At 64.8% G+C, this 24101-nt stretch carries 19 protein-coding genes; 7 read left to right on the forward strand and 12 right to left on the reverse strand.

What is annotated here, in order from left to right; translation table 11 throughout:
* Positions 1-25: 25 nt before the first annotated feature.
* From pstB to ppk1, 5 genes are all read right to left on the reverse strand, one after another.
* Entirely contained in the window at positions 26-802 is a 777-nt protein-coding gene (pstB, locus tag U858_RS0123250) for a phosphate ABC transporter ATP-binding protein PstB (RefSeq protein ID WP_006221056.1), read from the reverse strand.
* 47 nt (positions 803-849) lie between these two features.
* Entirely contained in the window at positions 850-1704 is an 855-nt protein-coding gene (pstA, locus tag U858_RS0123255; protein WP_029954245.1) for a phosphate ABC transporter permease PstA, read from the reverse strand.
* Between the two features lie 26 nt (positions 1705-1730).
* On the reverse strand, positions 1731-2747 hold the full coding sequence (pstC, locus tag U858_RS0123260) for a phosphate ABC transporter permease subunit PstC (RefSeq protein ID WP_025139556.1): 1017 nt from the start codon (positions 2745-2747) through the stop codon (positions 1731-1733).
* 136 nt (positions 2748-2883) lie between these two features.
* A complete protein-coding gene (gene pstS, locus U858_RS0123265) occupies positions 2884-3924 on the reverse strand; it encodes a phosphate ABC transporter substrate-binding protein PstS (RefSeq protein WP_025139557.1) in 1041 nt (346 codons plus the stop codon).
* 320 nt (positions 3925-4244) lie between these two features.
* Complete coding sequence (ppk1, locus tag U858_RS0123270) at positions 4245-6320, reverse strand: polyphosphate kinase 1 (RefSeq protein WP_025139558.1); 2076 nt, start codon at positions 6318-6320, stop codon at positions 4245-4247.
* Positions 6321-6541: 221 nt separating this feature from the next.
* Between ppk1 and ppx the strand changes: the two genes are divergently transcribed.
* Positions 6542-8029, forward strand: a complete 1488-nt coding sequence (gene ppx / locus U858_RS0123275; protein WP_025139559.1) for an exopolyphosphatase — start codon at positions 6542-6544, stop codon at positions 8027-8029.
* Positions 8030-8197: 168 nt separating this feature from the next.
* On the opposite strand, the gene U858_RS0123285 is transcribed toward ppx, so the two are convergent.
* The 5 genes from U858_RS0123285 to U858_RS0123305 all read right to left on the reverse strand — a co-directional run bounded on the left by U858_RS0123285 (position 8198) and on the right by U858_RS0123305 (position 14181).
* Positions 8198-9001: a GNAT family N-acetyltransferase gene (locus U858_RS0123285; protein ID WP_025139560.1), complete on the reverse strand. Its 804-nt coding sequence runs from the start codon at positions 8999-9001 to the stop codon at positions 8198-8200.
* A gap of 216 nt (positions 9002-9217) precedes the next feature.
* The gene (gene glmM / locus U858_RS0123290) at positions 9218-10561 is read right to left on the reverse strand and encodes a phosphoglucosamine mutase (protein WP_025139561.1); all 1344 of its coding nucleotides are present in this window, start codon (positions 10559-10561) and stop codon (positions 9218-9220) included.
* Entirely contained in the window at positions 10558-11403 is an 846-nt protein-coding gene (gene folP / locus U858_RS0123295) for a dihydropteroate synthase (RefSeq protein WP_025139562.1), read from the reverse strand. The genes glmM and folP overlap by 4 nt, the downstream gene beginning before the upstream one ends.
* Before the next feature lie 18 nt (positions 11404-11421).
* Positions 11422-13320 carry an ATP-dependent zinc metalloprotease FtsH gene (gene ftsH / locus U858_RS0123300; protein ID WP_025139563.1) on the reverse strand — a complete coding sequence of 633 codons (1899 nt, stop codon included), beginning with the start codon at positions 13318-13320 and terminating at the stop codon, positions 11422-11424.
* A 228-nt stretch (positions 13321-13548) separates the two neighbouring features.
* Positions 13549-14181 carry an RlmE family RNA methyltransferase gene (locus U858_RS0123305; protein WP_025139564.1) on the reverse strand — a complete coding sequence of 211 codons (633 nt, stop codon included), beginning with the start codon at positions 14179-14181 and terminating at the stop codon, positions 13549-13551.
* A gap of 18 nt (positions 14182-14199) precedes the next feature.
* Between U858_RS0123305 and U858_RS0123310 the strand changes: the two genes are divergently transcribed.
* A complete protein-coding gene (locus tag U858_RS0123310) occupies positions 14200-14811 on the forward strand; it encodes a YhbY family RNA-binding protein (RefSeq protein ID WP_025139565.1) in 612 nt (203 codons plus the stop codon).
* A 131-nt stretch (positions 14812-14942) separates the two neighbouring features.
* Here the strand turns inward: U858_RS0123310 and greA are convergent, their stop codons facing one another.
* Positions 14943-15419: a transcription elongation factor GreA gene (greA, locus tag U858_RS0123315; RefSeq protein WP_025139566.1), complete on the reverse strand. Its 477-nt coding sequence runs from the start codon at positions 15417-15419 to the stop codon at positions 14943-14945.
* A gap of 676 nt (positions 15420-16095) precedes the next feature.
* Here greA and U858_RS0123320 point away from each other — a divergent pair.
* Entirely contained in the window at positions 16096-17715 is a 1620-nt protein-coding gene (locus U858_RS0123320) for a methyl-accepting chemotaxis protein (protein ID WP_025139567.1), read from the forward strand.
* A 96-nt stretch (positions 17716-17811) separates the two neighbouring features.
* On the opposite strand, the gene U858_RS0123325 is transcribed toward U858_RS0123320, so the two are convergent.
* Entirely contained in the window at positions 17812-19128 is a 1317-nt protein-coding gene (locus tag U858_RS0123325) for a solute carrier family 23 protein (protein ID WP_025139568.1), read from the reverse strand.
* 131 nt (positions 19129-19259) lie between these two features.
* Between U858_RS0123325 and U858_RS0123330 the strand changes: the two genes are divergently transcribed.
* From U858_RS0123330 to U858_RS0123345, 4 genes are all read left to right on the forward strand, one after another.
* Entirely contained in the window at positions 19260-19688 is a 429-nt protein-coding gene (locus U858_RS0123330; protein WP_025139569.1) for a hypothetical protein, read from the forward strand.
* Between the two features lie 156 nt (positions 19689-19844).
* Entirely contained in the window at positions 19845-21170 is a 1326-nt protein-coding gene (locus U858_RS0123335; RefSeq protein ID WP_025139570.1) for an ABC transporter substrate-binding protein, read from the forward strand.
* Positions 21171-21276: 106 nt separating this feature from the next.
* Positions 21277-22983 (forward strand): iron ABC transporter permease, encoded by a 1707-nt coding sequence (locus U858_RS0123340; RefSeq protein WP_025139571.1) that lies wholly within the window; start codon positions 21277-21279, stop codon positions 22981-22983.
* A gap of 15 nt (positions 22984-22998) precedes the next feature.
* On the forward strand, positions 22999-24084 hold the full coding sequence (locus U858_RS0123345) for an ABC transporter ATP-binding protein (RefSeq protein WP_025139572.1): 1086 nt from the start codon (positions 22999-23001) through the stop codon (positions 24082-24084).
* Positions 24085-24101: the final 17 nt, after the last annotated feature.

Below are 24101 nucleotides of genomic sequence, written 5' to 3' on the forward strand. Positions count from 1 at the left end.
TCCGGCCACACAGGCCGGCGTCAATTCAGCCGAAACGGCCGGTGATGTAGTCTTCGGTTTCCTTGCGCGACGGCTTCACGAAGATCTGGTCGGTCTGGCCGAATTCCATCAGCTCACCCAGGTACATGTAGGCCGTGTAGTCCGAGCAGCGCGCGGCCTGTTGCATGTTGTGGGTCACGATGACGACGGTGTAGTCGTTCTTCAGTTCGGCGATCAGCTCTTCGATCTTGGCGGTCGAGATCGGGTCCAGCGCCGAACACGGTTCGTCCAGCAGCAGCACTTCCGGCTTGATGGCCACGCCGCGGGCGATGCACAGACGCTGCTGCTGGCCGCCCGACAGGCTGTTGCCGCTTTGGTGCAGCTTGTCCTTCACTTCGTTCCAGAGCGCGGCCTTGCTCAGCGCCCATTCCACGCGCTCGTCCATCTCGCCCTTGGACAGGCGTTCGAACAGACGCACGCCGAAGGCGATGTTGTCGTAGATGCTCATGGGGAACGGCGTGGGCTTCTGGAACACCATGCCGACCTTGGCGCGGATCAGCGAAATATCGGTCTTGGCGGTCAGCAGGTTCTCGCCGTCCAGGATGATTTCACCCTCGGCGCGCTGGCCCGGATACAGCTCGAACATGCGGTTGAAGGTGCGCAGCAGCGTCGACTTGCCGCAGCCCGACGGGCCGATGAAGGCGGTGACCTTCTTCTCCTGGATCGACATGTTCACATTGCGGATCGCATGGAACTTGCCGTAGTAGAAGTTCAGGTTCTTGACCTCGATCTTGTTCTTGACGGCGGTAGCAGTGTTTTCCATTTGGTTTCCCTAGGTCCGGCGCGCCTGGCGCGCCGGCAAAGCGATCTTTACTTGCGGAACATGTTGCGGGCGAGGATGTTGATGCCCAGCACCAGCAGCGTAATCAGGGTAGCCCCGGCCCAGGCCAGGTCGTTCCAGTCCTTGAAGGGGCTGGCGGCGTATTGGTAGATGACGACCGGCAGGTTGGCCATCGGGCCGTTCATGTTGGTCGACATGAACTGGTTCGACAGCGCCGTGAACAGCAGCGGCGCGGTTTCCCCCGAGATGCGGGCAATCGCCAGCAGCACGCCGGTGATGATGCCGGTCTTGGCAGCGCGATAGCAGACCAGCGTGATCATGCGCCACTTGGGGCAGCCCAGCGCGGCCGCGGCCTCGCGCAGGCTGTTGGGCACCAGCAGCAGCATGTTGTCGGTCGTGCGCACCACCACCGGAATCACCAGGATCGACAGCGCGATGGCGCCGGCCCAGCCCGAGTAGTGCCCCACCTGCGCCACGTACACGGCGTAGATGAACAGACCGATGATGATCGACGGCGCCGACAGCAGCACGTCGTTCAGGAAGCGCGTGGCCGGCGCCAGCCAGCCGCGCTGGCCGTATTCGGCCAGGTACGTGCCGGCCAGGATGCCGACGGGCGTGCCGATCAGCGTGCCCACGCCGGCCATCATCACGCTGCCGAAGATGGCGTTGATCAGGCCGCCGGTTTGCCCCGGCGGCGGCGTGATCTCGGTGAAGAGCGTGTACGACAGCGCCGGGGCGCCCTTCGTCAGCAGCGTCAGGATGATCCAGAACAGCCAGAACAGCCCGAACACCAGCGTGCCCAGCGAGACGGTCAGCATGATGCGGTTGACCACGCGGCGCCGGCGATACACGCCGTTCTGCATATTGAGTACGGATACAGCCATGTTCTTTTCCTTGGGCTCGCGGCGAGTCAGGTTTTCTTGCCTTCGCCGGCAGACAGGCGAACCAGCAGCATCTTGGCCAGGGCGAGCACGATCGTCGTGATCAGGAACAGGATCAGGCCCAGTTCCAGCAGCGCCGATTTCTGGATGCCGCCCGCTTCGTTGAATTCATTGGCCAGCGCCGAGGCGATCGAGTTGCCCGGCGAGAACAGCGAACCGGACCACTTGAAGGCGTTGCCGATCACGAAGGTCACCGCCATGGTTTCACCCAAGGCGCGACCCAGGCCCAGCATGATGCCGCCGATGACGCCCGACTTGGTGAACGGCAGTACCACGCGCCACATCACTTCCCAGGTCGTGCTGCCCAGGCCGTAGGCCGATTCCTTCAGCATGGCCGGCACCAGTTCGAACACGTCACGCATCACCGCCGCGATGAACGGGATGATCATGATCGACAGGATCAGCCCGGCAGTGAAGATGCCGATGCCGAAAGGCGGCCCGGCGAACATGCCGCCGATGATCGGCAGGCTGCCCAGCGTGGCAATCAGGAAAGGCTGCACGTATTGCTGGAACACCGGCACGAAGACGAACAGGCCCCACATGCCGTAGATGATCGACGGGATGGCGGCCAGCATTTCGACGGCGGTGCCCAAGGGGCGGCGCAGCCAGGTGGGCGACAGTTCGGTCAGGAAGATGGCGATGCCGAACGACACGGGCACGGCAATGATCAGGGCGATGGCCGACGTCAGCAGCGTGCCGATGATGGGCACCACCGCGCCGTAGTTCTGCTTGACCGGGTCCCAGTCGTTCAACCACAGGAACGACAGGCCATACTTGGCCAGCGATTCACGGCTGCCGTAGATCAGGGAAATAAGAATCGCCGCCAGCAGGATGAACACCAGGAAGGCGAACAGGCGGGTCAGGTTCTTGAACAGCGCATCCATCAGCGCGTTTTTGTTTTGCTTCATAGGCGAAGGCGTGCCGGTAGTCACGGAGTCCGCCACGCTGGGCGAAAGCGGCACACTATTATCCATTACCGCGCTCATGGATGGACTTTCCTTAGGAAACCTGGGGGGAAACTACGAGAGGATCCGGGAGACCCGCCCCGGCACCGGGTATCCGGAGGCCGAGGCGGCGGGCAGAGACCGGCGCGGGGCGATGCCGCCGCACCGGTCATCCGCTTTACTTCCAGACGGCCTTGCCGTCGGCGGACTTGACTTCGCCCCAAGCGGCGCGAATTTCCTTGGTCACGGCGTCCGGCAGCGGCACGTAGTCCAGGGCTTCAGCCGACTTGGCGCCATTCTTGAAGGCCCAGTCGAAGAAGTCCAGGACAGCCTTGCCTTGGGCGGGCTTGTCTTGCGACTTGTGGATCAGGATGAACGTCGCGGCGGTCACGGGCCAGGAATCGGCGCCCGGTTCGTCGGTCAGCACCACGCCCATGCCAGGCGCGCTCTTCCAGTCGGCGTTGGCAGCGGCAGCGGCGAAGGCCTTCTGTTCCGGCTGGACGAACTTGCCGTCCTTGTTCTGCAGCTGCGTCCAGGCCAGCTTGTTCTGCTTGGCGTAGGCGTATTCCACGTAGCCGATCGAGTTCTTCAGCTGGCCGACGTAGGCGGCGACGCCTTCGTTGCCCTTGCCGCCTTGACCCACGGGCCACTTGACGGCCTTGCCTTCACCGACTTGTTCCTTCCACTCCGGCGACACCTTGGACAGGTAGTTGGTCCAACCGAAGGTGGTGCCCGAGCCGTCCGAACGGTGCACGACGATGATGTCGGCCGACGGCAGCTTCAGGTCGGGGTTCAGCGCCTTGATGGCGGCGTCGTCCCACTTCTTGATCTTGCCCAGGAAGATTTCGGCCAGGACCTTGCCCGACAGCTTCAGCTTGCCCGGTGCGATGCCGTCGACGTTCACGACAGCCACGGTGCCGCCGATGACGGCCGGGAATTGCAGCAGACCGTTCTTTTCCAGGTCAGCTGCCTTCATGGGATCGTCCGAGGCGCCGAAATCGACGGTCTTGGCGATGATCTGTTGCTGGCCGCCGCCCGAACCGATCGACTGGTAGTTGACCGCGCTGTTGCTGGCAGCCTTGTAGTCCGACGCCCACTTGGCGTAGACGGGGTACGGGAACGATGCGCCGGCGCCGGTCACATCGGCGGCCTGGACGGCAAACACGGCGGCGCTCAGAGCGACACCCAGGGAAACTTGTTTGAAGACACGTTTGAACATCTTGGTTCCTTCTGTGCTCGTTAGAGGAGTCTTGGCAGGCTTTCTACTGCCTGTCTTTCAGCGACCCTCGCATCTTAGAAGTCCAACGTGACAAGATAGTGACAGTCACATTCCCCCCCCGGAGCGCTGCGCGCTTCCCCCCCAGGGGGGCGCCGGTGGCGGACCGGCGTAGCCGGATCCGCGCGGCCTGGCTCTGGGAGCGCCTGCCTCGAACGCGGTTTTTTGCTCTCGGGAAAATTGGGGGCGGATGGCGTGAGACGGGACGAGGCTTGGTGGGGACGGATGCCCACCCTCGCCCCCCTCCCAGCGCCAGGCTGGGGCTAGACGCCCAGCTTCTGCATCAGGTACTGGTGCAGGTTGAACGGCTCGCGGCGGCTCTTGACGCGGACGTAGTCGCCGTCGGCCTGCTGTTGCCAGGCCAGCTGGTTGTCGCGCAGGGCAAAGGTGAAGGCTTCGTCGATGACGCGCTTCTTGAGCGACTTGTCGTAGATCGGGAAGGCGATTTCGACGCGGCGGAAGAAATTGCGGTCCATCCAGTCGGCCGACGACAGGTACACAGTCTCGGCGCCTTCCGCGTAGAAATAGAACACGCGCGAGTGTTCCAGGAAGCGGCCCACGATGGAACGCACCCGGATGTTCTCCGACAGTCCCGGCACGCCGGCCCGCAGGGCGCAGACGCCGCGCACGATCAGGTCGATCTTCACGCCGGCCTGGCTGGCCTTGTACAGTTCTTCGATGATCTGCTCTTCGAGCAGCGAGTTCATCTTGGCCATGATGCGCGAGCGTTTGCCCGCTTTGGCCGCGCGGGCCTCGGCGCGGATCAGCGCCACCATGCCGTCATGCATGGTGAACGGCGACTGCATCAGCGCCTTGAGCGAACGGCGCGCCCCCAGGCCGGTCAGTTGCGCAAAGACCTTGTCCATGTCCTCGCACAGCTTGGGGTCGGCCGTCAGCAGGCCGAAATCGGTGTACAGCCGCGCGGTGCGCGGATGGTAGTTGCCCGTGCCCAGGTGGGCATATCGGCGCAGGCGGCCCTTTTCACGCCGCAGCACCACGGCCATCTTGGCGTGCGTCTTGTGCGCTACCACGCCGTACACCACGTGGGCGCCCACCTCTTCGAGCTTGGAGGCCCAATTGATGTTGGTCTGCTCGTCAAAGCGGGCCATCAATTCCACCACCACCGTCACTTCCTTGCCGGCGCGCGCGGCGGCCAGCAGGATCTTCATCAGCTCGGAATCCTCGCCGGTACGGTAGATGGTCTGCTTGATGGCCATCACGTCCGGATCCAGCGCGGCGGCGGTCAGGAAGTCGATGACCGGCTGGAACGACTGGTACGGGTGATGCAGCAGGCGGTCCTGCTCGGCCACGGCCTCGAACAGGTCGGCCGGCTTGTCGCCGACCCGGTCGAACGGCGCCGGCAGCGGCGCGCGGTAGTCGGGGAACAGCAGGTCGGGGCGGTCGGGCGAGTTGCACAGCTGCATCAGGCGCGACAGGTTCACTGGGCCGGGCACGCGGTAGGTGTCTTCCGCCTTGAGCGAGAACTCGCGTTGCAGGAAGGTTTCCAGTTCCACCGGCGTGAGCTTGTCGATTTCCAGCCGCACCGCGGCGCCGAAGTTGCGCTGCGACAGCTCACCTTGCAGCGCGTGGCGCAGGTTGGTGACTTCTTCCTCGTCCACGAACAGGTCGCTGTTGCGCGTCACCCGCCACTGGTAGCAGCCCAGCATTTCCAGGCCCGGGAACAGCTCGCCGACAAAGGCGCGCAGCAACGACGTCAGAAGGATGTAGCCCTCGGGATGGCCCGACAGCTCGGACGGCATCTTGATCAGGCGCGGCAGCGCGCGCGGCGCCTGCACCACGGCGATGGACGCCTGGCGGCCGAAGGCGTCGGCGCCGGACAGCGACACGATGAAATTCAGGCTCTTGTTGTAGACGCGCGGAAACGGATGCGCCGGGTCCAGCCCGATGGGGGTCAACAGCGGCATCACGTCGCGATTGAAAACCTCGCGCGCCCATTCCTGCTGCTGCGGGTTCCATTCGGATGCGTGGTGCAGCGCAATGCCCTCGGCCTGCATGGCCGGCAGGATCTCGTCATTGAGCAGGGCGTACTGCCGCCCCACCAGCTCGTGCACCGCCTGCTGGACGTTTTCGAACGCCTGGTCCGGCGTCATGCCGTCCGGCCCCACCAGGTTGGGCGACTGGCGCTGCTGCTCTTTCAGGCTGGAAATCCGGATTTCGAAGAATTCGTCCAGGTTCGAGCTGACGATGCAGACGTAGCGCAGCCTTTCCAACAAGGGCGTCTTGGGATTCTCCGCCATCGCCAGCACGCGTTCGTTGAATTTGAGCAGCGACAACTCGCGATTCAGGAGCAAGGGCTCGGCGGGCGGGCGTGTGGTCATACCGGATTCCATACGTAGGGAGAGCGTGGAGTTTTACTGCAAAAGGGTGACGGTTCTATGACACAACGCCAAATGTGTAGCGTACGACAAAACCGGGACACATGGCGCACCCTTCTTTCGACGCCAACCATATGTTCCATAAGCGAAAACCCGCAGCCGACGGCGCTGTCACATGGGGTATCTATAATCAGGCCACCTCAAAGCCAATATTGACGAGCCGCATGGATCAACTTCTGGCCGCCGTGGACCTCGGGTCCAACAGCTTCCGCCTCTCCATCGGACGCATCGTTCAGCAGGACGGTACGCCCCAGATTTATCAGATCGACCGCCTCAAGGAAACCGTCCGGCTCGCCGCCGGCCTGGACGCCGAAAAGCGCCTGGGCGACGACGCCATCGAGCGGGCCATCGCCGTGCTGGAACGTTTCGGCGACCGCCTGCGCAGCTTCCACCCCAACCGGGTGCGAGCCGTGGCCACCAACACCTTCCGCGTGGCGCGCAACACCCGCGACTTCCTGCCCCGTGCCGAAGCCGCGCTGGGCTTTCCCATCGAAGTCATCGCCGGCCGCGAAGAGGCCCGCCTGATCTTCTCGGGCGTGGTCCACACCCTGCCCCCCTCGCCCAACAAGCGCCTGGTGATCGACATCGGCGGCGGTTCCACCGAAGTCATCATCGGCAAGGGCCACGAGCCCGGCCTGATGTCGTCGCTGTATATGGGCTGCGTCAGCTACAGCCGCCAGTTCTTCTCGGACGGCATCGTCGATGCCCACCAGATGAAGCTGGCCGAACTGGCCGCCCGCCGCGAAATCGAAGTCATCGCCAAGCAGTACCGCAAGACGGGCTGGAAAGAAGCCTATGGCTCGTCCGGCACCGCCAAGGCGCTGTTCGCCATCCTGACCGAAGGCGGTCTGTCCGACCGCGGCATCACCCGCGCCGGCCTGACCAAGCTCAAAGACCGCATCGTGCGCGCCGGCCGGGTGATCCCGTCCGAACTGCCCGGCATCAAGGTCGAGCGCGCCGACGTGCTGCCCGGTGGCCTGGCCATCATGAGCGCCCTGTTCGACGAACTGGGTATCGACGTCATGCACACCGGCGACGGCGCCCTGCGCCTGGGTGTGCTGTACGACTTGCTGGGCCGCGACGACGAACACGACAAGCGCGACGAATCGGTGCGCCAGTTCATGAAGCGCTACCACGTCGACGTCAACCAGGCCCGCCGCGTGCACCATGCCGCGCTGAGCCTGTTCGACGCGATGATGCCCGAAGGCCCGGAGCGCACCGAACTGCGCGTGGCGCTGGGCTGGGCGGCGGACCTGCACGAAGTCGGCCTGTCGATCGCCCACAACGCGTATCACAAGCACACCGCCTACGTGCTGGAAAACGCCGACATGCCCGGCTTCTCGCGCGCTGACCAGCAATTGCTGGCGCTGCTGGCGCTGGGCCACCAGGGCAAGCTGAGCAAGCTCGAACCCCTGGTGCGCACCCGCGCCCAATGGATGGCCATCCTGAGCCTGCGCCTGGCGGTGCTGCTGTTTCGCCGCCGCGGCGAAATCGAGCCCCTGCCCCTCACGGCCTCGATGCGCAACGACTCGATCGTGGTGCGCGTGAACCGCGATTGGCTCGCGCAGCATCCGCTCAGCGACTTCACGCTGCGCGCGGAAGAAGCCGAGTGGTCGAAGGTGGGGTTCTCGTTCGAACTGCTGGAATTCTGAGGCAAACGACGACGCGGGGCAGGCCCCGCGTCGTGTGGCTCAGGACTCAGGCGGGCTAGAACGGCAACAGATCCGTCTGCCGTTCCAGTTGCTTGAGTTCCAGACGGAAAGGCCGCGTGGCCCGCCGTATCAGTTTGATCTTCATACGGCGGAACAGGCGGCGCATGATCAGCGCTGGCCGTTGGCGACGGGTTGATCCAGGCCGAAGTGGCGGCGGTAGCGCTCGTCCATGCCGTCCATCTTCAACAGCACCGGGAAATCGGCGGCGTTGAAATCGGGGTCCCAGGCAGGTTCGCCGCATACCGTGGCGCCCAGCTTCAGGTAGCCCTTGATCAGCGGCGGCACACGGGCCGGCAGCGTGCTGTTGAGCTTTTCCACCGGATAGCGGTGCAGCGGCGTCACATGCGGCTGGCCCGCTTTGGGCAGTTGCTTCGAAATGGTGCGCCACACTTCGGCGGCGGTCACGCCGTCGTCGCGCAGGCTGACGCTGGCGCAGCCCAACACGTATTGGTAGCCGCCCCGGCGCAGGTATTCCGCCAGGCCGGACCACAGCAGCATGATGACCGCGCCATTGCGGTAATCGGCGTGGGTGCACGAGCGCCCCACTTCCACCAGCTCGTCGCGGATCGCGCCCAGGCCGGACAGGTCGAATTCGGATTGCGAGTAGTACCCGCCCGCTTCGCGCGCCTTTTCAGGCGTGAGGATGCGGTAGGTGCCCACGACACGGCCGGTGTCGAGTTCGCGAACCATCAGATGCTCACAAAAAGGGTCGAAGCGATCGTGCTCGATCCCGTCCTGGGCATCCGGGAAGACCGCGCCCATGTCTTCGGTGAAGACGTCGTAGCGCAGGCGCTGGATTTGTTCGATTTCCTCGGCCGTGCGCGCCAGGCCGACCACCAGCACCCTGGCGGCAGGTCCCGTCCACGGTTCGGCGGCATTACGGCTTGGGTTGATGCGTGCTAGTTCCAGCATTGCGCGAAGCTCCTAGAGAGTCCGGTCAGTTTGGACGCCCTGTATGTCAAAGACTTGACCAATATGTTACGTGACTATGAAGTTTAGATCGGAGCGATGCGGCCCAATTCCTGCAAAGCTCGACAATTCTTTACAAAGCAATACGCAATATTCACAAACAATGGCCATTCATCGCAAAACGATGAATGGCCATGTTCGATCCACGCAAAAAAAGGCTTATCCCAGGCTGGCCGCCAGCTTTTCAGCAGACGTCACGGCCAGGGCCTCGTCCTCGGCTTCGACCATCAGGCGCAGCTTGGGTTCGGTGCCCGAAGCGCGGATGAGGATGCGGCCGCGGCCCGCCAATTCGGCCTCGACGGCCTTGCGCGCCGCGCTCAGGCCCGGATGCGTCTTCCAGTCCTGGCCCGGGGTGATCGGCACGTTGATCATCTTTTGCGGGTACATGCGCAGGTCTTTCACCCAATCGGCCATCAAGACCTGGTTGCGGCGCAGCGCGGTCAGCACCTGCAAGGCCGCCACGATACCGTCGCCGGTGGAGTGGCAATCCAGGCACAACAGGTGGCCGGAGCTTTCGCCGCCATACAGCCAGCCGCGCGCCTGCATCTGTTCCAGCACGTAGCGGTCGCCCACATTGGCGCGCTCGAAGCCCACGCCCAGGCGGTTCAGCTCACGCTCGAAACCGAAGTTGGTCATCAGCGTGCCGACCACGCCGTCGACCTTGCCGCGCTGCATGCGCTCGCGCAGGATGGCATAGAGCAATTCATCGCCGTTGTAGATGCGGCCTTCGCCATCCACCATCTGCAGCCGGTCGGCGTCGCCGTCCAGCGCGATGCCGACCTGGGCGCCGCGCGCCTTCACTTCCTTGGCCAGCAACTCGGGATGCAGCGCGCCAACGCCCTTGTTGATGTTGAAGCCATCCGGATGCACGCCGATGGCATGCACCTCGGCGCCCAGCTCTCGAAAGACGTGCGGCGCGATGTTGTAGGCGGCGCCATGGGCGGCATCCACCACGATCGTCATGCCGTTCAGGTCGAGATCGTTGGGGAACGTGCTCTTGCAGAATTCGATATAGCGGCCCTGGGCGTCCGACATGCGGCGGGCGCGCCCCAGCCCTTCGGAGCTGACGCAGCCCAGCGGCTCGTCCAGCGCGACCTCGATCGCGGCTTCGATCTCGTCGGGCAGTTTCATGCCCTGGGCCGAGAAGAACTTGATGCCGTTGTCCTGGTAGGGATTGTGCGAAGCGCTGATCACGATGCCGGCGACCAGGCGCAATGCGCGCGTCAGGTAGGCCACGGCCGGGGTCGGGATCGGACCCGCCAGCAGCACGTCGATGCCGGCCGCCGACAGACCGGCTTCCAGGGCCGATTCCAGCATGTAGCCGGAAATGCGGGTGTCTTTGCCGATCACGACCTGCGGGCGGCTGCCGCCGCGCCCCGCGTGTTCGCGCGCCAGCACACGGCCAGCGGCATAACCCAGGCGCAACGCGAATTCCGCGTTGATCACCGGTCCGCCGACTTCGCCGCGAACCCCATCGGTACCAAAATACTTGCGTCGGATCATGAAGTGATAGCTCCTTGTTCTGCCGCCTGCCATACCTTGAGCGCGTCGACCGTGGCCGCCACATCGTGCACTCGCACGATGGACGCGCCACGGGCCACACAGGCCAGGGCAGCGGCAATGCTGCCGGGCAGCCTGTCGCCGACCGGCCGGCCAGTGGCCTGGCCGATCATGGTCTTGCGCGACAAGCCGATCAGCAATGGATAACCGCCGCTGCGCAGGCTGGACAGCCGGCGCAGCAGTTGAAAGTTCTGGTCGGCGGTCTTGCCGAACCCGAAGCCCGGGTCCAGCACGATGCGTCGGGGGTCGATCCAGGCCGCGCGCAATTTCTGGGCGCGCGCCCCCAGGAAGAGCCCGATCTCGCCGATCAGGTCTGAATATTCGGGCGGCGTCGCCTGCATGGTGCGAGGCTCGCCTTTCATATGCATGACGCACAGGCCGCAGCGCGATTGCGCCACCGCCTCGATGGCGCCAGGCTGCCGAAAGCCGTAGATGTCGTTGATCATGTCGGCGCCGGCATCCAGCGTGGCGCGCATGACCTCGGGCTTGAAGGTGTCGATGGACAAGGGCACGCCGCAGTCGCGCAACGCCTCGATCACCGGCAACAAGCGGTCCAGTTCGTCGGCCACCGAAACCGGGTCGGCGCCGGGGCGCGTGGATTCGCCGCCCAGGTCCAGGATCTGGGCGCCTTCGTCGATGAGCTGGCGCGCGTGGGCGACGGCGGAATCGGTATCGTCATGCTGGCCGCCGTCGGAAAACGAGTCCGGCGTGACATTGACGATGCCCATGACAAGCGGGCGCTCGAGATCAAACTCGAAGCGCCCGCAAAGGAAGTTATTTGCCATAACTCAGGACGGAAGACCTCAGACTGCAGCCGCCGTATTGCCGCCTGCTGCCAGGCCGCTCGGGGGCGTGTCGGGCGTATCCGACGGGCCCTGCGGCGTCTTCGGGGGACGCGGGGGGCGGCCCTCGATGATGTCGTTGATCTGGTCGGCGTCGATGGTTTCCCATTCGAGCAGCGCGGCGGTCATGACTTCGACCTTGTCGCGGTTTTCTTCCAGGATCTTGCGCGCCACGCCGTACTGCTCGTCGATGATGCGGCGGATCTCGGAATCCACCTTCTGCATGGTGGCTTCGGACATGTGCGTGGTCTTGGTGACGCTGCGGCCCAGGAAGACTTCGCCTTCGTTCTCGGCGTAGACCATGGGGCCCAGTTCGTCGGTCATGCCGTAGCGCGTGACGATGTCGCGGGCGATGGCCGTGGCACGTTCGAAGTCATTCGAGGCGCCGGTGGTCATCTGGTCCATGAACAGTTCTTCGGCGATACGGCCACCGAACAGCACGGCGATGGTCGACAGCAGACGGCCCTTGTCCATGCTGTAGCGATCAGTTTCCGGCAGCTGCATCGTCACGCCCAGCGCACGGCCGCGCGGAATGATGGTGACCTTGTGGACCGGGTCGGTCTTGGGCAGCAGACGGGCAACGATCGCATGGCCGGACTCGTGGTACGCGGTGTTCTTGCGTTCCTCTTCGGGCATGACGATCGAGCGGCGCTCGGCGCCCATGATGATCTTGTCCTTGGCCTTTTCGAAGTCGGACATATCCACCGTGCGGCCATTGCGGCGAGCGGCGAATAGCGCGGCTTCGTTGACCAGGTTGGCCAGGTCGGCGCCCGAGAAACCGGGGCAGCCGCGCGCCAGGATGGTCGCGTCGACGTTGGGCGACAGCGGCACCTTGCGCATGTGGACCTTCAGGATCTGCTCGCGGCCACGAATATCGGGCAGCGGCACCACAACCTGGCGGTCAAAGCGGCCCGGACGCAGCAGCGCCGGGTCGAGCACGTCGGGACGGTTGGTGGCGGCGATCACGATGACGCCCTGGCCGGATTCAAAGCCGTCCATTTCCACCAGCATCTGGTTCAGGGTCTGTTCGCGTTCGTCGTTGCCGCCACCCAGGCCGGCGCCACGCTGACGGCCCACCGCATCGATTTCGTCGATGAAGATGATGCAAGGCGCGTGCTTCTTGGCGTTTTCGAACATGTCGCGAACGCGGGCAGCGCCCACGCCGACGAACATTTCAACGAAATCCGAGCCCGAGATGCTGAAGAACGGCACCTTGGCTTCGCCGGCGATGGCCTTGGCCAGCAGCGTCTTGCCGGTACCGGGCGAGCCGACCATCAGCACGCCGCGCGGAATGCGACCGCCCAGCTTCTGGAACTTGCTGGGGTCGCGCAGGAAATCGACCAGTTCCTGGACGTCTTCCTTGGCTTCATCGCAGCCCGCCACATCGGCGAAGGTGATCTGGTTGGTGTTTTCGTCGAGCATGCGGGCGCGCGACTTGCCGAAGCTGAACGCACCGCCCCTGCCGCCGCCCTGCATCTGGCGCATGAAGAACACCCACACGCCGATCAGCAGCAGCATGGGGAACCAGGACACGAAGATGCTCATCAGCAGCGATTGCTCTTCGCGCGGCTTGCCCGAGACCTGCACGCCGTACTTGAGCAGATCGGAGACCATCCAGAGGTCGCCCGGCGAGGTCAGGGTGTAGGCACGGCCCGCGTCCGGGGTGACGTAGAGCACGTCGCCGCCAGGGCCGCCTTGCACGTCCACCTTGCGGATACGTCCCGCCTTGGCGTCGTCCATGAACTGCGTGTAGGTCACGCCGTCCTGGGTCTGCGCGCGTCCGTCGAACTGCTTGAAGACCGTGAATAGCACCAGGGCTATCACCATCCAGACGGCGACTTTCGAAAATGAATTATTCAAGGTCGATCTCCTGCTTTCGATTCCGACCGGCGACCGCGCACCCGCATATGGCACAGTCACAAGTATGTCAATAGCCCATTCTACCCTGTTGGACCGGGTTGCGTCCTGGGAACAGCCGGGGCCTCTAAATTACGTCTGATTCGTGATTTGGCTGGTCGTTGTCTCGGCAGGCCGGCCGTGGCCGACCGGGGGGTTTCTTCTGACCGGGACGCGAGGCCCCGGCATGGGTTATTTCAGATCGCGGGCCACCAGAAAGGTTTCGGAGGACTTGTCCCGCGACGCCTTCGGCTTGCGCTCGACCACCCGCTTGAAGTGCTGCTTGAAGCTTTGCACGATCTGCGAGAAGCCAGTTCCGTGGAAAGCCTTGACGATCAGCGCCCCGTTGGGCTTGAGATGGGCGAGCGAAAATTCCATCGCCAACTCGCACACATGCTGGATGCGCGCGGCGTCGGCGATACCCACGCCTGACAAGTTGGGGGCCATGTCGGAAATTACAAGGTCTACCGCGCGCGATCCGACCATGTCTTCCAGTTGTTTCAAAATGTCATCTTCGCGGAAGTCGCCCTGGATGAATTCGACGCCTGCCACGGGCTCCATGGGCAGCATGTCGAGCGCGATGATGCGTCCGTCCACGACGCCGCCGGGCCCGGCCAGGCGCTCGCGCGCCACCTGGGACCAGCTGCCCGGGGCCGACCCCAGATCGATGACCAGGTCGCCCCGGCGCATCAGTTTCTCGGTGTCGAGGATCTCGATCAGTTTGAAGGCGGCGCGGGCCCGGTAGCCCTTCTGTTGCGCCATCTTCACATAGGGATCGTTGATGTGCTGGTGAATCCAGTCTTTAGAGAATTTATTCTTGGCCATTACCGTACAATTCCACGCATGCCTATATTAGAACTTACCTCTCGTGAGCGCAGCGACCTTCGGTCCGCCGCTCACCCTTTGCGCCCCGTCGTCCTGATTGGCGACAATGGCCTGACTGAAGCCGTGCTCAAGGAAATCGATCTGGCACTCGCTTCCCACGGCCTGATCAAGGTCCGCGCCGGCGGCGACGACCGCGAGGCTCGCGATGCCATGCTGTCGACCATCTGCGACACGCTGTCCTGCGCCCCCGTGCACCACCTGGGCAAGACCCTGATTCTTTTCCGCCCGCTGGCCGGCAATATCAAGCCCGCCGCGCTGGCCGCCATGGAACCGGAACGCCCTGCCTCGACCAAGCGCCGCGCTTCCGAGCCGCATACGCCCAAGAAGCTGGCCGCCGAAGGCAAGACCCTGTCCAAGCGTCCGCGCCGTTCCGAAACCGAAGAGCCCAAGCCGGCCAAGGCCCGCTTCGTGCCCCAGGACCAGCTGAACAAGAACGGCAAGCCGATGCGTCCCAGCAACAAGAAGACGGCCTCGAGCGGTCACGGCATTCCGCGCCGCGCCGGCAGCGCGCTCAGCCTGCGGGCCGGGGCTCGCAGCGGCACCAGCCGCAAGTCGTCGCCCAAAAGATAGAACCCGGGCACAAAAACGGGCGCTTTACGCGCCCGGTCCACCATAGCGTTCCGCCTTGTTGCCGCGGAAATCCTGACGAACGCTACGTTCTGGCTATGGTGTTTTGCTGATGTTACCGCTATTGGCAGGCGTCAGATGTAACGCACGCCCAGGACTTCATATTCGCGAACGCCAGCCGGGGCCTTGACCTCGACCACATCGCCTTCGCTCTTGCCGATCAGTGCGCGGGCCACGGGGCTCGACACGGAGATCAGGTTCGACTTGATGTCGGCTTCGACGTCGCCGACGATCTGGTACGTCACACGGTCGCCCGAATCCAGGTCTTCGATGTCGACGGTAGCGCCAAACACGGCGCGGCCTTCGGCCTCGAGGGAGGACGGGTCGATCAGGTGGGCATTGGAAAGCGTGCCTTCAAGTTCGGCAATCCGGCCCTCGATAAAACCTTGGCGCTCGCGAGCCGCATCGTACTCGGCGTTTTCCGACAGATCGCCCTGCGCGCGCGCTTCAGCGATAGCGTTGATGACGGCGGGACGTTCCACGGTTTTCAGCCGCTGGAGCTCTTCTTGCAAGCGCTCGGCCCCGCGCACGGTCAAAGGAATGGCAGACATTGTCGTTTCCCAAACAAAAGTAGAAAACGCCCCCGACGGAGCGTTCTCGGTGTGAAGGTCTTGGACCTGACGCAGTAGGCGTCCGGTCGGCTCGCCAGGCGGATGCGGCAAGCTGCGACCAAAACAAAACCCCGGCTCGGGTCGGAACCGGGGCAATCAAGGCCATATTGTGGTCAAAGTCCACGGGAATTGCAAGCCACCGGAGAAACCGTCGTTTTCGGCGCATTTCGCCGCTGTAACCCGCTAAAACCCGTCGTTTCTCAAAACGGTCTTGTTTTCGACCCGTCCCCGACAAGCCTGGCCCTGACCCGCCAGAAGATCGGCGCCGGAAGGCGTTGCATAAAAGATACTCACCGATAACCCGGATATCGGGACGCCCCCGGGTTTCTGTAAAAACGCCCTGTTGTATTCAATAAAAAAGGTATAACCGACAAATCGGCCCATTAATAACAATTAAATACAAGTCGGAATCAACCGGCGATTTTCTTTATTCAGACCCGAGGGGCGCTGCGGCCAGAAACATAATGCGGCCGCCGCGTGTATCGATCGATTGTGCGTGTTGCAGATTGGGCGGACGCATCGCAGTCATCCGGCTCGACGTTTGCCCCTCTACCGCAGCGCCCATGGGCTTGGGGCCCGCGCCAGCGGTGGAGCGCGTTCAAGAACGGGAGCTCTCATGCTGGAAAAACTGAAAGTCCGTACGGGAATGATGCTGGTGCTGGCCTGCTTCGTCGTGACCCTGGCGCTGGCTTGCGGCTTGAGCTGGATGAATGCCGAAAGCAGCGTGCGGGAAATCGAAGACCTGAATAATGTGGCCGTGCATCAGGTCGACCCGTTGTACGAGGCCAATGGCGCCCTGTTGCGGACTCGGCTGGCGCTGGCCGCCGGCATCGCAGACCTGCAGGCGGGCGCCAACGACCAGGCCGCGGCGGCGGAAGCGACGGCGGCCGAGCAACTGCAGTTGGCGCGGGAACGCTTTACCCGCTACATGGCCGTGCCCAAGAGCGAACGCGGCCAGGAGCTGGCCCAGGTGCTGCAAGGCCGTTTCAACAGCTACGCGGCGGCGCTGCAGGAACTGGATTCGGCGCTGAAGGAACGTTCGGTCGCCCGCTACCAGCAAGGCGAAAGCGCCGTGCGGCAGTCGGACACGGATTTCGCCAAGGACATGCAGGTTTTCCTGGCGCGGGTGCAGGAACGCAGCGACGGGGTGCTGGACCGCTCGCAGACGACCTATGCGACGGCCAGGGTGTCGTCCATCGTGCTGCTGTCTGTGGCCGTGCTGCTGGCCGTGCTGTGCTGGGCCTTCATCCGCCGCGGCGTGCTGCTGCCGTTGCAGGACGCGGGCCGTCATTTCGACCGCATTGCCGCTGGCGACCTGACCCAGCGGGTGGACGCCCGCTCGAACAACGAGATCGGGCTGTTGTTTTCGGCGGTCAGGCGGATGCAGGACGGACTGACCCGCACGGTGACGACGGTGCGCCAGGGGGTCGAGGAAATCAACGTCGGCGCGGCCGAGATTGCCGCGGGCAACGCCAACCTGTCCAGCCGCACCGAAGAGCAGGCGGCGGCGCTGGAGGAAACGGCGGCCACCATGGAACAGCTGGCCGCCACGGTCAAGCAGAACGCCGAGAACGCCGCCCAGGCCAACCAATTGGCCGCAGTGAGCATGGAAGTGGCGCAGCGCGGCGGCCATACGGTCGGGCAGGTGGTGGCGACGATGCAGGGCATTTCGGACAGCTCGCGCCGCATCGCCGACATCGTGTCGGTGATCGACGGCATCGCCTTCCAGACCAACATCCTGGCGCTCAATGCCGCCGTTGAAGCGGCGCGCGCGGGTGAACAGGGCAAGGGCTTCGCGGTGGTGGCGGGCGAAGTGCGCTCGCTCGCCCAGCGGGCGGCGCAGGCGGCCAAGGAGATCAAGGCCTTGATCGAAACGTCGGTCGAGACGGTCACGGCGGGGTCATCGCAGGTGTCGGCCGCCGGCCAGACCATGGAGGAGATCGTGACCTCGGTGCAGCGGGTGGCCGACATCATGGGCGAGATCTCGGCAGCGTCGGCCGAACAGGCCGGCGGCATCGACCAGGTCACCCTGGCGGTGTCGCAGATGGACGAGGTGACGCAGCAGAACGCCGCGCTGGTGGAAGAGGCCTCGGCCGCGGCGTCGGCGATGGAAGACCAGGCGCGGCGCCTGTCGGAGGCCACCGCGGTGTTCAAGACCCAGTCTGGCCAGGTGATCGAGGCGACGCCGGTACGGGTGACGGGCCGGGCGCCGGCCTCGCGGCTATCGCGGCCGTGACACAGCGTGGGCCTGGGCGGGCGCCATGCCGGCCAGGGCTCGCCGGCAGCCCCCTGGCCCGTGCCGGATCCCGTCGCCGGGCCCTTGCCTGCCGCCCTACCCCTGTTTCTTGCGGCGCAGCAACGCGTACAGGATGATCGCGCCGAAGGTGGCGGTACCGATGCCGCCCAGCGTGAAGTTGCCCAGCTTGACGGTGAAGTCGCCCGCGCCCAGCACCAGCGTGACGGCGGCCACGATCAGGTTGCGGTTGTCGCTGAAGTCGACCTGGTTCACGACCCAGATACGAGCCCCGGCGATGGCGATCAGGCCGAACACCACGACGGACATGCCGCCCAGCACGGGGGCCGGGATGGTCTGGATCAAGGCGCCGAACTTGGGCGAGAAGCCCAGCACGATGGCGATCAGGGCCGCGATGACGAACACCAGCGTCGAATAGATGCGGGTGACCGCCATCACGCCGATGTTCTCGGCGTAGGTGGTGACGCCGGTGCCGCCCACCGCGCCCGACACCATGGTGGCCACGCCGTCGCCGACGAAGGCGCGGCCCAGGTAGCGATCCAGGTCCTGGCCGGTCATGGCGCTGACCGCCTTGACGTGGCCCAGGTTCTCGGCGACCAGGATGATGGCGACCGGCACGATCAGGCCCATCGCCTCGGCCTTGAAGACCGGTGCGGCGAAATGCGGCAGCCCGAACCAGGCCGCGGCGTACACGGCGGAAAAGTCGATGGGCTTGCCCAGGTTCAGGCCATTGGCGCAGATGGCGTACACCACGCAGGCCAGGATCAGGCCGACCAGGATCAGCAGCCGCTGCACCATGCCCTTGGTGTAGACGGCGATGCCGCCCACGCACACGATGGTGACAATCGCCATGACGCTGTCAAAGCCCGAGGCGCCCATGGCGCCCTTGGCGGCGATGGGCGCCAGATTCAGGCCGATCACCGCGACCACCGCGCCGGTCACGACCGGCGGCATCAGGGTATCGATCCAGTTGGCGCCTCCGCCCGCGCGGGCGTTGACGATCCAGACGATGACGCCGATCAGGGTGTAGGCCAGGCCGCAGGCGATGATGGCGCCCAGCGCCACGCCGATATTGGCATTGGCGCCTCCGCCGGCATAGCCCGTCACGGCAATCACGCCGCCGATGAAGGCGAAGCTGGACCCCAGGTAGCTGGGCACCCGGCCGCCGACGAACAGGAAGAAGATCAGGGTGCCGATGCCCGACATCAGGATGGCGACGTTGGGATCGAAGCCCATGAGCAGCGGCGCCAGCACGGTGGAGCCGAACATCGCCACCACGTGCTGCGCCCCCATAGCCACGTTCTTGGGCCAGGACAGCCGTTCATCGGGCGCGATGATGACACCGGGTTCGGCGTCGTCGGCCAGGCGCCAGCGCGGAAAATAGGAATTGGACATGGATTCCCCGGGGGTGATTGGTGTGAGCGGGCGCCAGTGTAAAGGGGGGCGGGAACGGGCGGCAACTTAAGTTCCCGGTCAGCATGCCGTATTAGTGGAAACCCCAGTCATTCTTCCTCCCGGAGATCCTCATGGCCATCAATTCCATCGGCGGCACCTCGCGCATCGGCAGCATCGCCGACCTGTGGGCGCAGAAGATCCAGGCCAACAAGGAAGCCAAGGACGCCAAGGACGACAGCCAGGGCGTCACCGTGACGCCAGACGGCAAAGTCCGGGTATCGAATGCCGGCGCCATGAAAGTGGGTCAGTCCAAGGAGACAGAGTCCTCCGACAATGACGACACCTACACGCGCCAGATCAAGGAGCTGCAACGCCAGCTCAAGCGGATCATGGAACAGATCGAGCGCGTGCGCGCCAGCAACGCCTCCGCCGAGCAGAAGGCGACCCAGCTGCAGGCCCTGAACTCCCAGGCCATGCAGGTCATGGGCCAGATCCAGAAAGTCATGGAACTGCAGGCCAAGGCAGCACAGACCGCAGCCCGGGCGGCTACGCGCGCGTAAGCGCCTGCGGGCGTGCGCCCGCCCCCCTTTTGCCTGCCCCGGCATTGCGGTGCGCGACGCCGCGGCTGATGACGCGCATCAAAATTTCTGATTGGACGCGTGGCGGGCGCAGCCTTTAAGGTCTCCGGACAAATCAAAAAACCACGGAGACAAACCATGCATGCAATGCGCACAGCCCTTGCAGGGGCGCTGCTGGCCGCCTGCGCGGCGCCGGCCCTGGCGGGCACCGTCACGGTCATCACGTCGTTCCCGAAAGACCTGACCCAGGCCTACAAGACCGCGTTCGAGAAGGCCAACCCGGGCATCACGCTGGAAATCCTGAACAAGAACACCGTGTCCGGCATCGCCTACGTGCGCGAAACGCCGGCCGGCCAACGCCCCGAGGTGTTCTGGGCCAGCGCCCCCGACGCGTTCGAGGTGCTGGGCCGCGACAAGCTGCTGGCCAAGTCGTCGGACGTGGCCAACAAGGACGTGCCGGACAAGATCGGCAACTACCCCATCAACGACCCGGGCGGCATGTACCTGGGGCAGGCGCTGGCCGGCTACGGCATCGTCTACAACACACGCTACATCAAGGCCCATAACATTCCCGCGCCGGTCGAATGGAAGGACCTCTTGGCGCCGCAGTGGTTCGGCCACGTCGGCATCACGTCGCCGTCGCGCTCGGGCACCATGCACCTGACCGTGGAAACCATCCTGCAAGGTGAAGGCTGGGACGACGGCTGGAACACCCTGCTGCGCATGTCGGGCAACAGCAGCGCGGTGACCGAACGTTCGTTCGGCGTGCCGGACGGCGTCAACAACGGCCAGTTCGGCGCGGGTCCGGTCATCGACTTCTTCGGCCTGTCGAGCAAGTATTCGAAGTTCCCCGTGGAATTCGTCTACCCGTCGGAAACGGCCATCGTGCCGGCCAACATCGCGCTGATCGACGGCGCCAAGAACACCGAGGAAGGCAAGAAGTTCATCGCCTTCACGCTGAGCCAGGCTGGCCAGGAACTGCTGCTGGAACCGAAGATCTCGCGCCTGCCCGTGCTGCCGTATTCGGCGCTGGCCGGCAAGGTGCCGCAAGGCTATCCGGACCCGGCCGAGATCGCGCGCCGCAGCAAGGTCCAGTTCAACGCCGACCTGTCGCAGACGCGCTACTACGTGGTGCAGTCGCTGTATGACCAGACCGTCACATTCCGACTGAAGGAATTGCAGGCGGCCACCAAGGCGATCTACGACGCCGAAGCCAAGCTGGGCGAGAAGGCCAAGAGCGGCAAGCCGGCCGAACTGTTGGCACAGGCGCGCAAGCTGGCGTGGGCCCCGCTTGTCGATGGCAAGAAGGCCGCCGACCCTGCCTTCCTGAAGATCTTCAGCGGCAACAAGAAGGACGCGGCGGTCAACCAGCAGATCACACAGCTGGAAGGCGAATGGAACGGCACGGCCAAAAGCAATTATGAGCAGGCCGTGAAGCTGGCGCGGGAAGCGGCAGCGCTGTAACGCAGGACCTGCCGGGCGGGGGGCTCGCCCCGCCTGCGTGACCGCCGGCCCGGCCTTGCCGCTGGCCGGCGGGCACCGCCTGTCTTCAACCACAACGGGAATCTCGATGAATCTTCCGGGCCATACCCGCCTGCCCGCCGGCCCCGTGCTGGCCGCGCTTCTGGTGCTGGGTTTCCTGGCGCTGTTCCTGGCCGTGCCGGTGGGCACCGTGTTCTACACGGCGTTCGTCAATGCGGACGGCAGCTTCACCACGGGCCATTTCGGCGCCTTCTTCAACCAGCCGCTGATGCGCGAGGCCTTCTTCAACAGCCTCTACGTCGCGGGCTGGTCCGCCCTGCTGGCCTCGCTGATCGCGGTGCCGCTGGCGTACTTCACGGTGCGCTTCGACTTTCGCGGCGCGCTCATCATCCAGACATTGGGCGTGTTGCCACTGATCATGCCGCCCTTCGTGGGCGCCGTGGCCATGCAGCTGATCTTCGGCCGCTCGGGCAGCGTGAACCTGCTGCTGAACGATTGGTTCGGCTTCACCATCCCGTTCATGGACGGGCTGAACGGCGTGATCTTCGTCGAGGCCCTGCACTACTTCCCGTTCATCCTGATGAATCTGGTGGTGGCGCTGCGCAACATCGACGGCGCCATGGAAGAGGCAGCCTTCAACCTGGGTTCGCGCGGGTTCCGACTGTTTCGCCGCGTGATCTTCCCGCTGGCGCTGCCCGGCTACGTGGCGGGCACGTCGCTGGTGTTCGTGAAAGTGTTCGATGACCTGGGCACGCCCCTTGTGCTGGGCACCACCAACATGCTGGCGCCGCAGGCCTATCTGCGCATCACCCAGGTGGGCCTGGAGGATCCGCTGGGCTATGTGATCAGCGTGATCATGATCGCGTTTTCGATCCTGGCGCTGTGGCTGTCGGCGCGGGTGCTCAAGGGCCGCGACTATTCCACGCTGCAAAAGGGCGGCAATTCGATCCAGAAGCGCAAGCTGCGGCCGCTGGAGAGCACGCTGGCCTATGGCTGGATCGCGCTGGTGCTGCTGCTGGTGCTGTCGCCGCACATGGGGGTGCTGCTGCTGTCGCTGGCCAGCGTCTGGAGCTTTGCGCCGCTGCCCGACGGCTACACGCTGGCGCACTACGCCGCCGTGTTCAGCGAGTCGCAGGGCATGATCGCCAACACGCTGCTGTATTGCGGCCTGGCTGCGGGCGTGGACGTGATCCTGGGCACCGCCATCGCCTACCTGATGCTGCGCACCCGCCTGCCGGCCCGCCAGTGGCTGGATTTCCTGGCGTCCGCCGCGCTGGCGATTCCCGGCATCGTGCTGGCGATCGGCTTGCTGCGCACGTTCCGCGGCGTGGAGATTCCCGGCACCGGCACGCTGCTGACCTCGTCGTGGATCATCATCATGATCGCGTACTCGGTGCGGCGGCTGCCATATGCGCTGCGCTCCTGCGTGGCCTCGCTGCAGCAGATCAACGTGTCGCTGGAAGAAGCCGCGCAATCTATGGGCGCGACCCGCATGCGCACCATCCGCCGGGTGGTGGTGCCGCTGATGGCCGGCGGCATGCTGGCCGGCTTCGTGACCAGCTTCGTGACGGCGGCCGTCGAGCTGTCGGCCACCATCATGCTGGTCACCAAGGACAGCCAGGCGCCGATGAGCTACGGCATCTATCTGTACATGCAGAGCGCGGCGGGCCGCGGGCCCGGGGCCGCGCTGGGGGTACTGGCCGTGGTGGCCGTAGCCGTCGGCACGTATGTCTCGCACCTGCTGGTGGAACGCGCCCAGGCGCGCCAGCGTCCGGCGCGCGGCGACGAGGCTTGAACCAAGGGGAAAAACATGAAGAAAGTCAGCGTTGAATGCCGCAACATCCGCCTGTCGTACGGCAAGACGGAAGTGCTCAAGGACGTCAACATCAGCATCGAGCCCGGCGAGTTCTTCGCCCTGCTGGGGCCATCGGGGTCGGGCAAATCGACCCTGCTGCGCCTGATCGCGGGCTTCAACCGCCAGAACGCCGGCCAGTTGCTGGTGGATGGCAAGGACATCAGCGGCATCCCGCCCTGGAACCGCAACATCGGCATGGTGTTCCAGAACTATGCCTTGTGGCCGCACATGACCGTGTGGGACAACGTGGCATTCGGCCTGGTCGAACGCAAGCTGCCGCGCGACCAGATCCGCGCCAAGGTCGAGGCCGCGCTGGAACTGGTGGGCCTGTCGCAGTACGCCCGCCGCCGGCCCAACCAGCTGTCCGGCGGCCAGCAGCAGCGCGTGGCGCTGGCCCGCACCATTGTGATCGAACCGCAGGTGCTGCTGCTGGACGAACCCCTGTCGAATCTGGACAAGAAGCTGCGCGTGCAGATGCGCCAGGACCTGCTCAGCCTGCAACGGCGCCTGGGCATCACCACCATCTTCGTGACGCACGACCAGGAAGAGGCGATGACCACCGCCGACCGCATGGCCGTGCTGGACCATGGCGTGGTGCAGCAGATCGGCGCGCCCAGCACGCTGTTCGACTATCCGGTGAACCGCTTCGTGGCCAACTTCGTAGGCACCATGAACGTGCTGGAAGGCAATGTGCGCGAGCGCACCAGCGGCAGCGTGGTGCTGGCGGTGGAAGGCGTGGGCGACCTGCACCTGCCGCTGGCGGTCGAAGCCCCCACGGCGCAGCGCCTGGCGGCGAGCTTCCGGCCGCACACGGTGCAGATCGAAATGGCGGACGGGCTGGGCGATGCACGCTATGTGTGGCTGCCGGGCGTGGTGGAAAGCAGCGAGTTCCTGGGCGAATTCACCCGCTACCAGGTGCAGGTGGGCGAACAGCGCCTGACGGCCGACCAGTCGCACCTGGCAGGGCTGTCGCCGTTTCCGGTGGGGGCGCCGGTATCGATCGGGCTGGAGCCGACCCAAGTGCGGCTGCTTGCCGCCTGACGCCGGTTCCCCTACAA

This window comes from Achromobacter sp. DH1f (assembly GCF_000633435.1).
Lineage (GTDB): Bacteria > Pseudomonadota > Gammaproteobacteria > Burkholderiales > Burkholderiaceae_B > Achromobacter > Achromobacter deleyi.

Coding starts and splice junctions, on each gene's coding strand:
- U858_RS0123305 (WP_025139564.1), bottom strand. CDS start 14,181: ATGGCCAAGAATAAATTCTCTAAAGACTGGATTCACCAGCACATCAAC.
- glmM (WP_025139561.1), bottom strand. CDS start 10,561: ATGATCCGACGCAAGTATTTTGGTACCGATGGGGTTCGCGGCGAAGTC.
- U858_RS0123285 (WP_025139560.1), bottom strand. CDS start 9,001: ATGCTGGAACTAGCACGCATCAACCCAAGCCGTAATGCCGCCGAACCG.
- greA (WP_025139566.1), bottom strand. CDS start 15,419: ATGTCTGCCATTCCTTTGACCGTGCGCGGGGCCGAGCGCTTGCAAGAA.
- U858_RS0123345 (WP_025139572.1), top strand. CDS start 22,999: ATGAAGAAAGTCAGCGTTGAATGCCGCAACATCCGCCTGTCGTACGGC.
- pstS (WP_025139557.1), bottom strand. CDS start 3,924: ATGTTCAAACGTGTCTTCAAACAAGTTTCCCTGGGTGTCGCTCTGAGC.
- pstA (WP_029954245.1), bottom strand. CDS start 1,704: ATGGCTGTATCCGTACTCAATATGCAGAACGGCGTGTATCGCCGGCGC.
- U858_RS0123320 (WP_025139567.1), top strand. CDS start 16,096: ATGCTGGAAAAACTGAAAGTCCGTACGGGAATGATGCTGGTGCTGGCC.
- folP (WP_025139562.1), bottom strand. CDS start 11,403: ATGGCAAATAACTTCCTTTGCGGGCGCTTCGAGTTTGATCTCGAGCGC.
- ppk1 (WP_025139558.1), bottom strand. CDS start 6,320: ATGACCACACGCCCGCCCGCCGAGCCCTTGCTCCTGAATCGCGAGTTG.
- pstC (WP_025139556.1), bottom strand. CDS start 2,747: ATGAGCGCGGTAATGGATAATAGTGTGCCGCTTTCGCCCAGCGTGGCG.
- U858_RS0123310 (WP_025139565.1), top strand. CDS start 14,200: ATGCCTATATTAGAACTTACCTCTCGTGAGCGCAGCGACCTTCGGTCC.
- ppx (WP_025139559.1), top strand. CDS start 6,542: ATGGATCAACTTCTGGCCGCCGTGGACCTCGGGTCCAACAGCTTCCGC.
- U858_RS0123325 (WP_025139568.1), bottom strand. CDS start 19,128: ATGTCCAATTCCTATTTTCCGCGCTGGCGCCTGGCCGACGACGCCGAA.
- U858_RS0123340 (WP_025139571.1), top strand. CDS start 21,277: ATGAATCTTCCGGGCCATACCCGCCTGCCCGCCGGCCCCGTGCTGGCC.
- pstB (WP_006221056.1), bottom strand. CDS start 802: ATGGAAAACACTGCTACCGCCGTCAAGAACAAGATCGAGGTCAAGAAC.
- U858_RS0123330 (WP_025139569.1), top strand. CDS start 19,260: ATGGCCATCAATTCCATCGGCGGCACCTCGCGCATCGGCAGCATCGCC.
- U858_RS0123335 (WP_025139570.1), top strand. CDS start 19,845: ATGCATGCAATGCGCACAGCCCTTGCAGGGGCGCTGCTGGCCGCCTGC.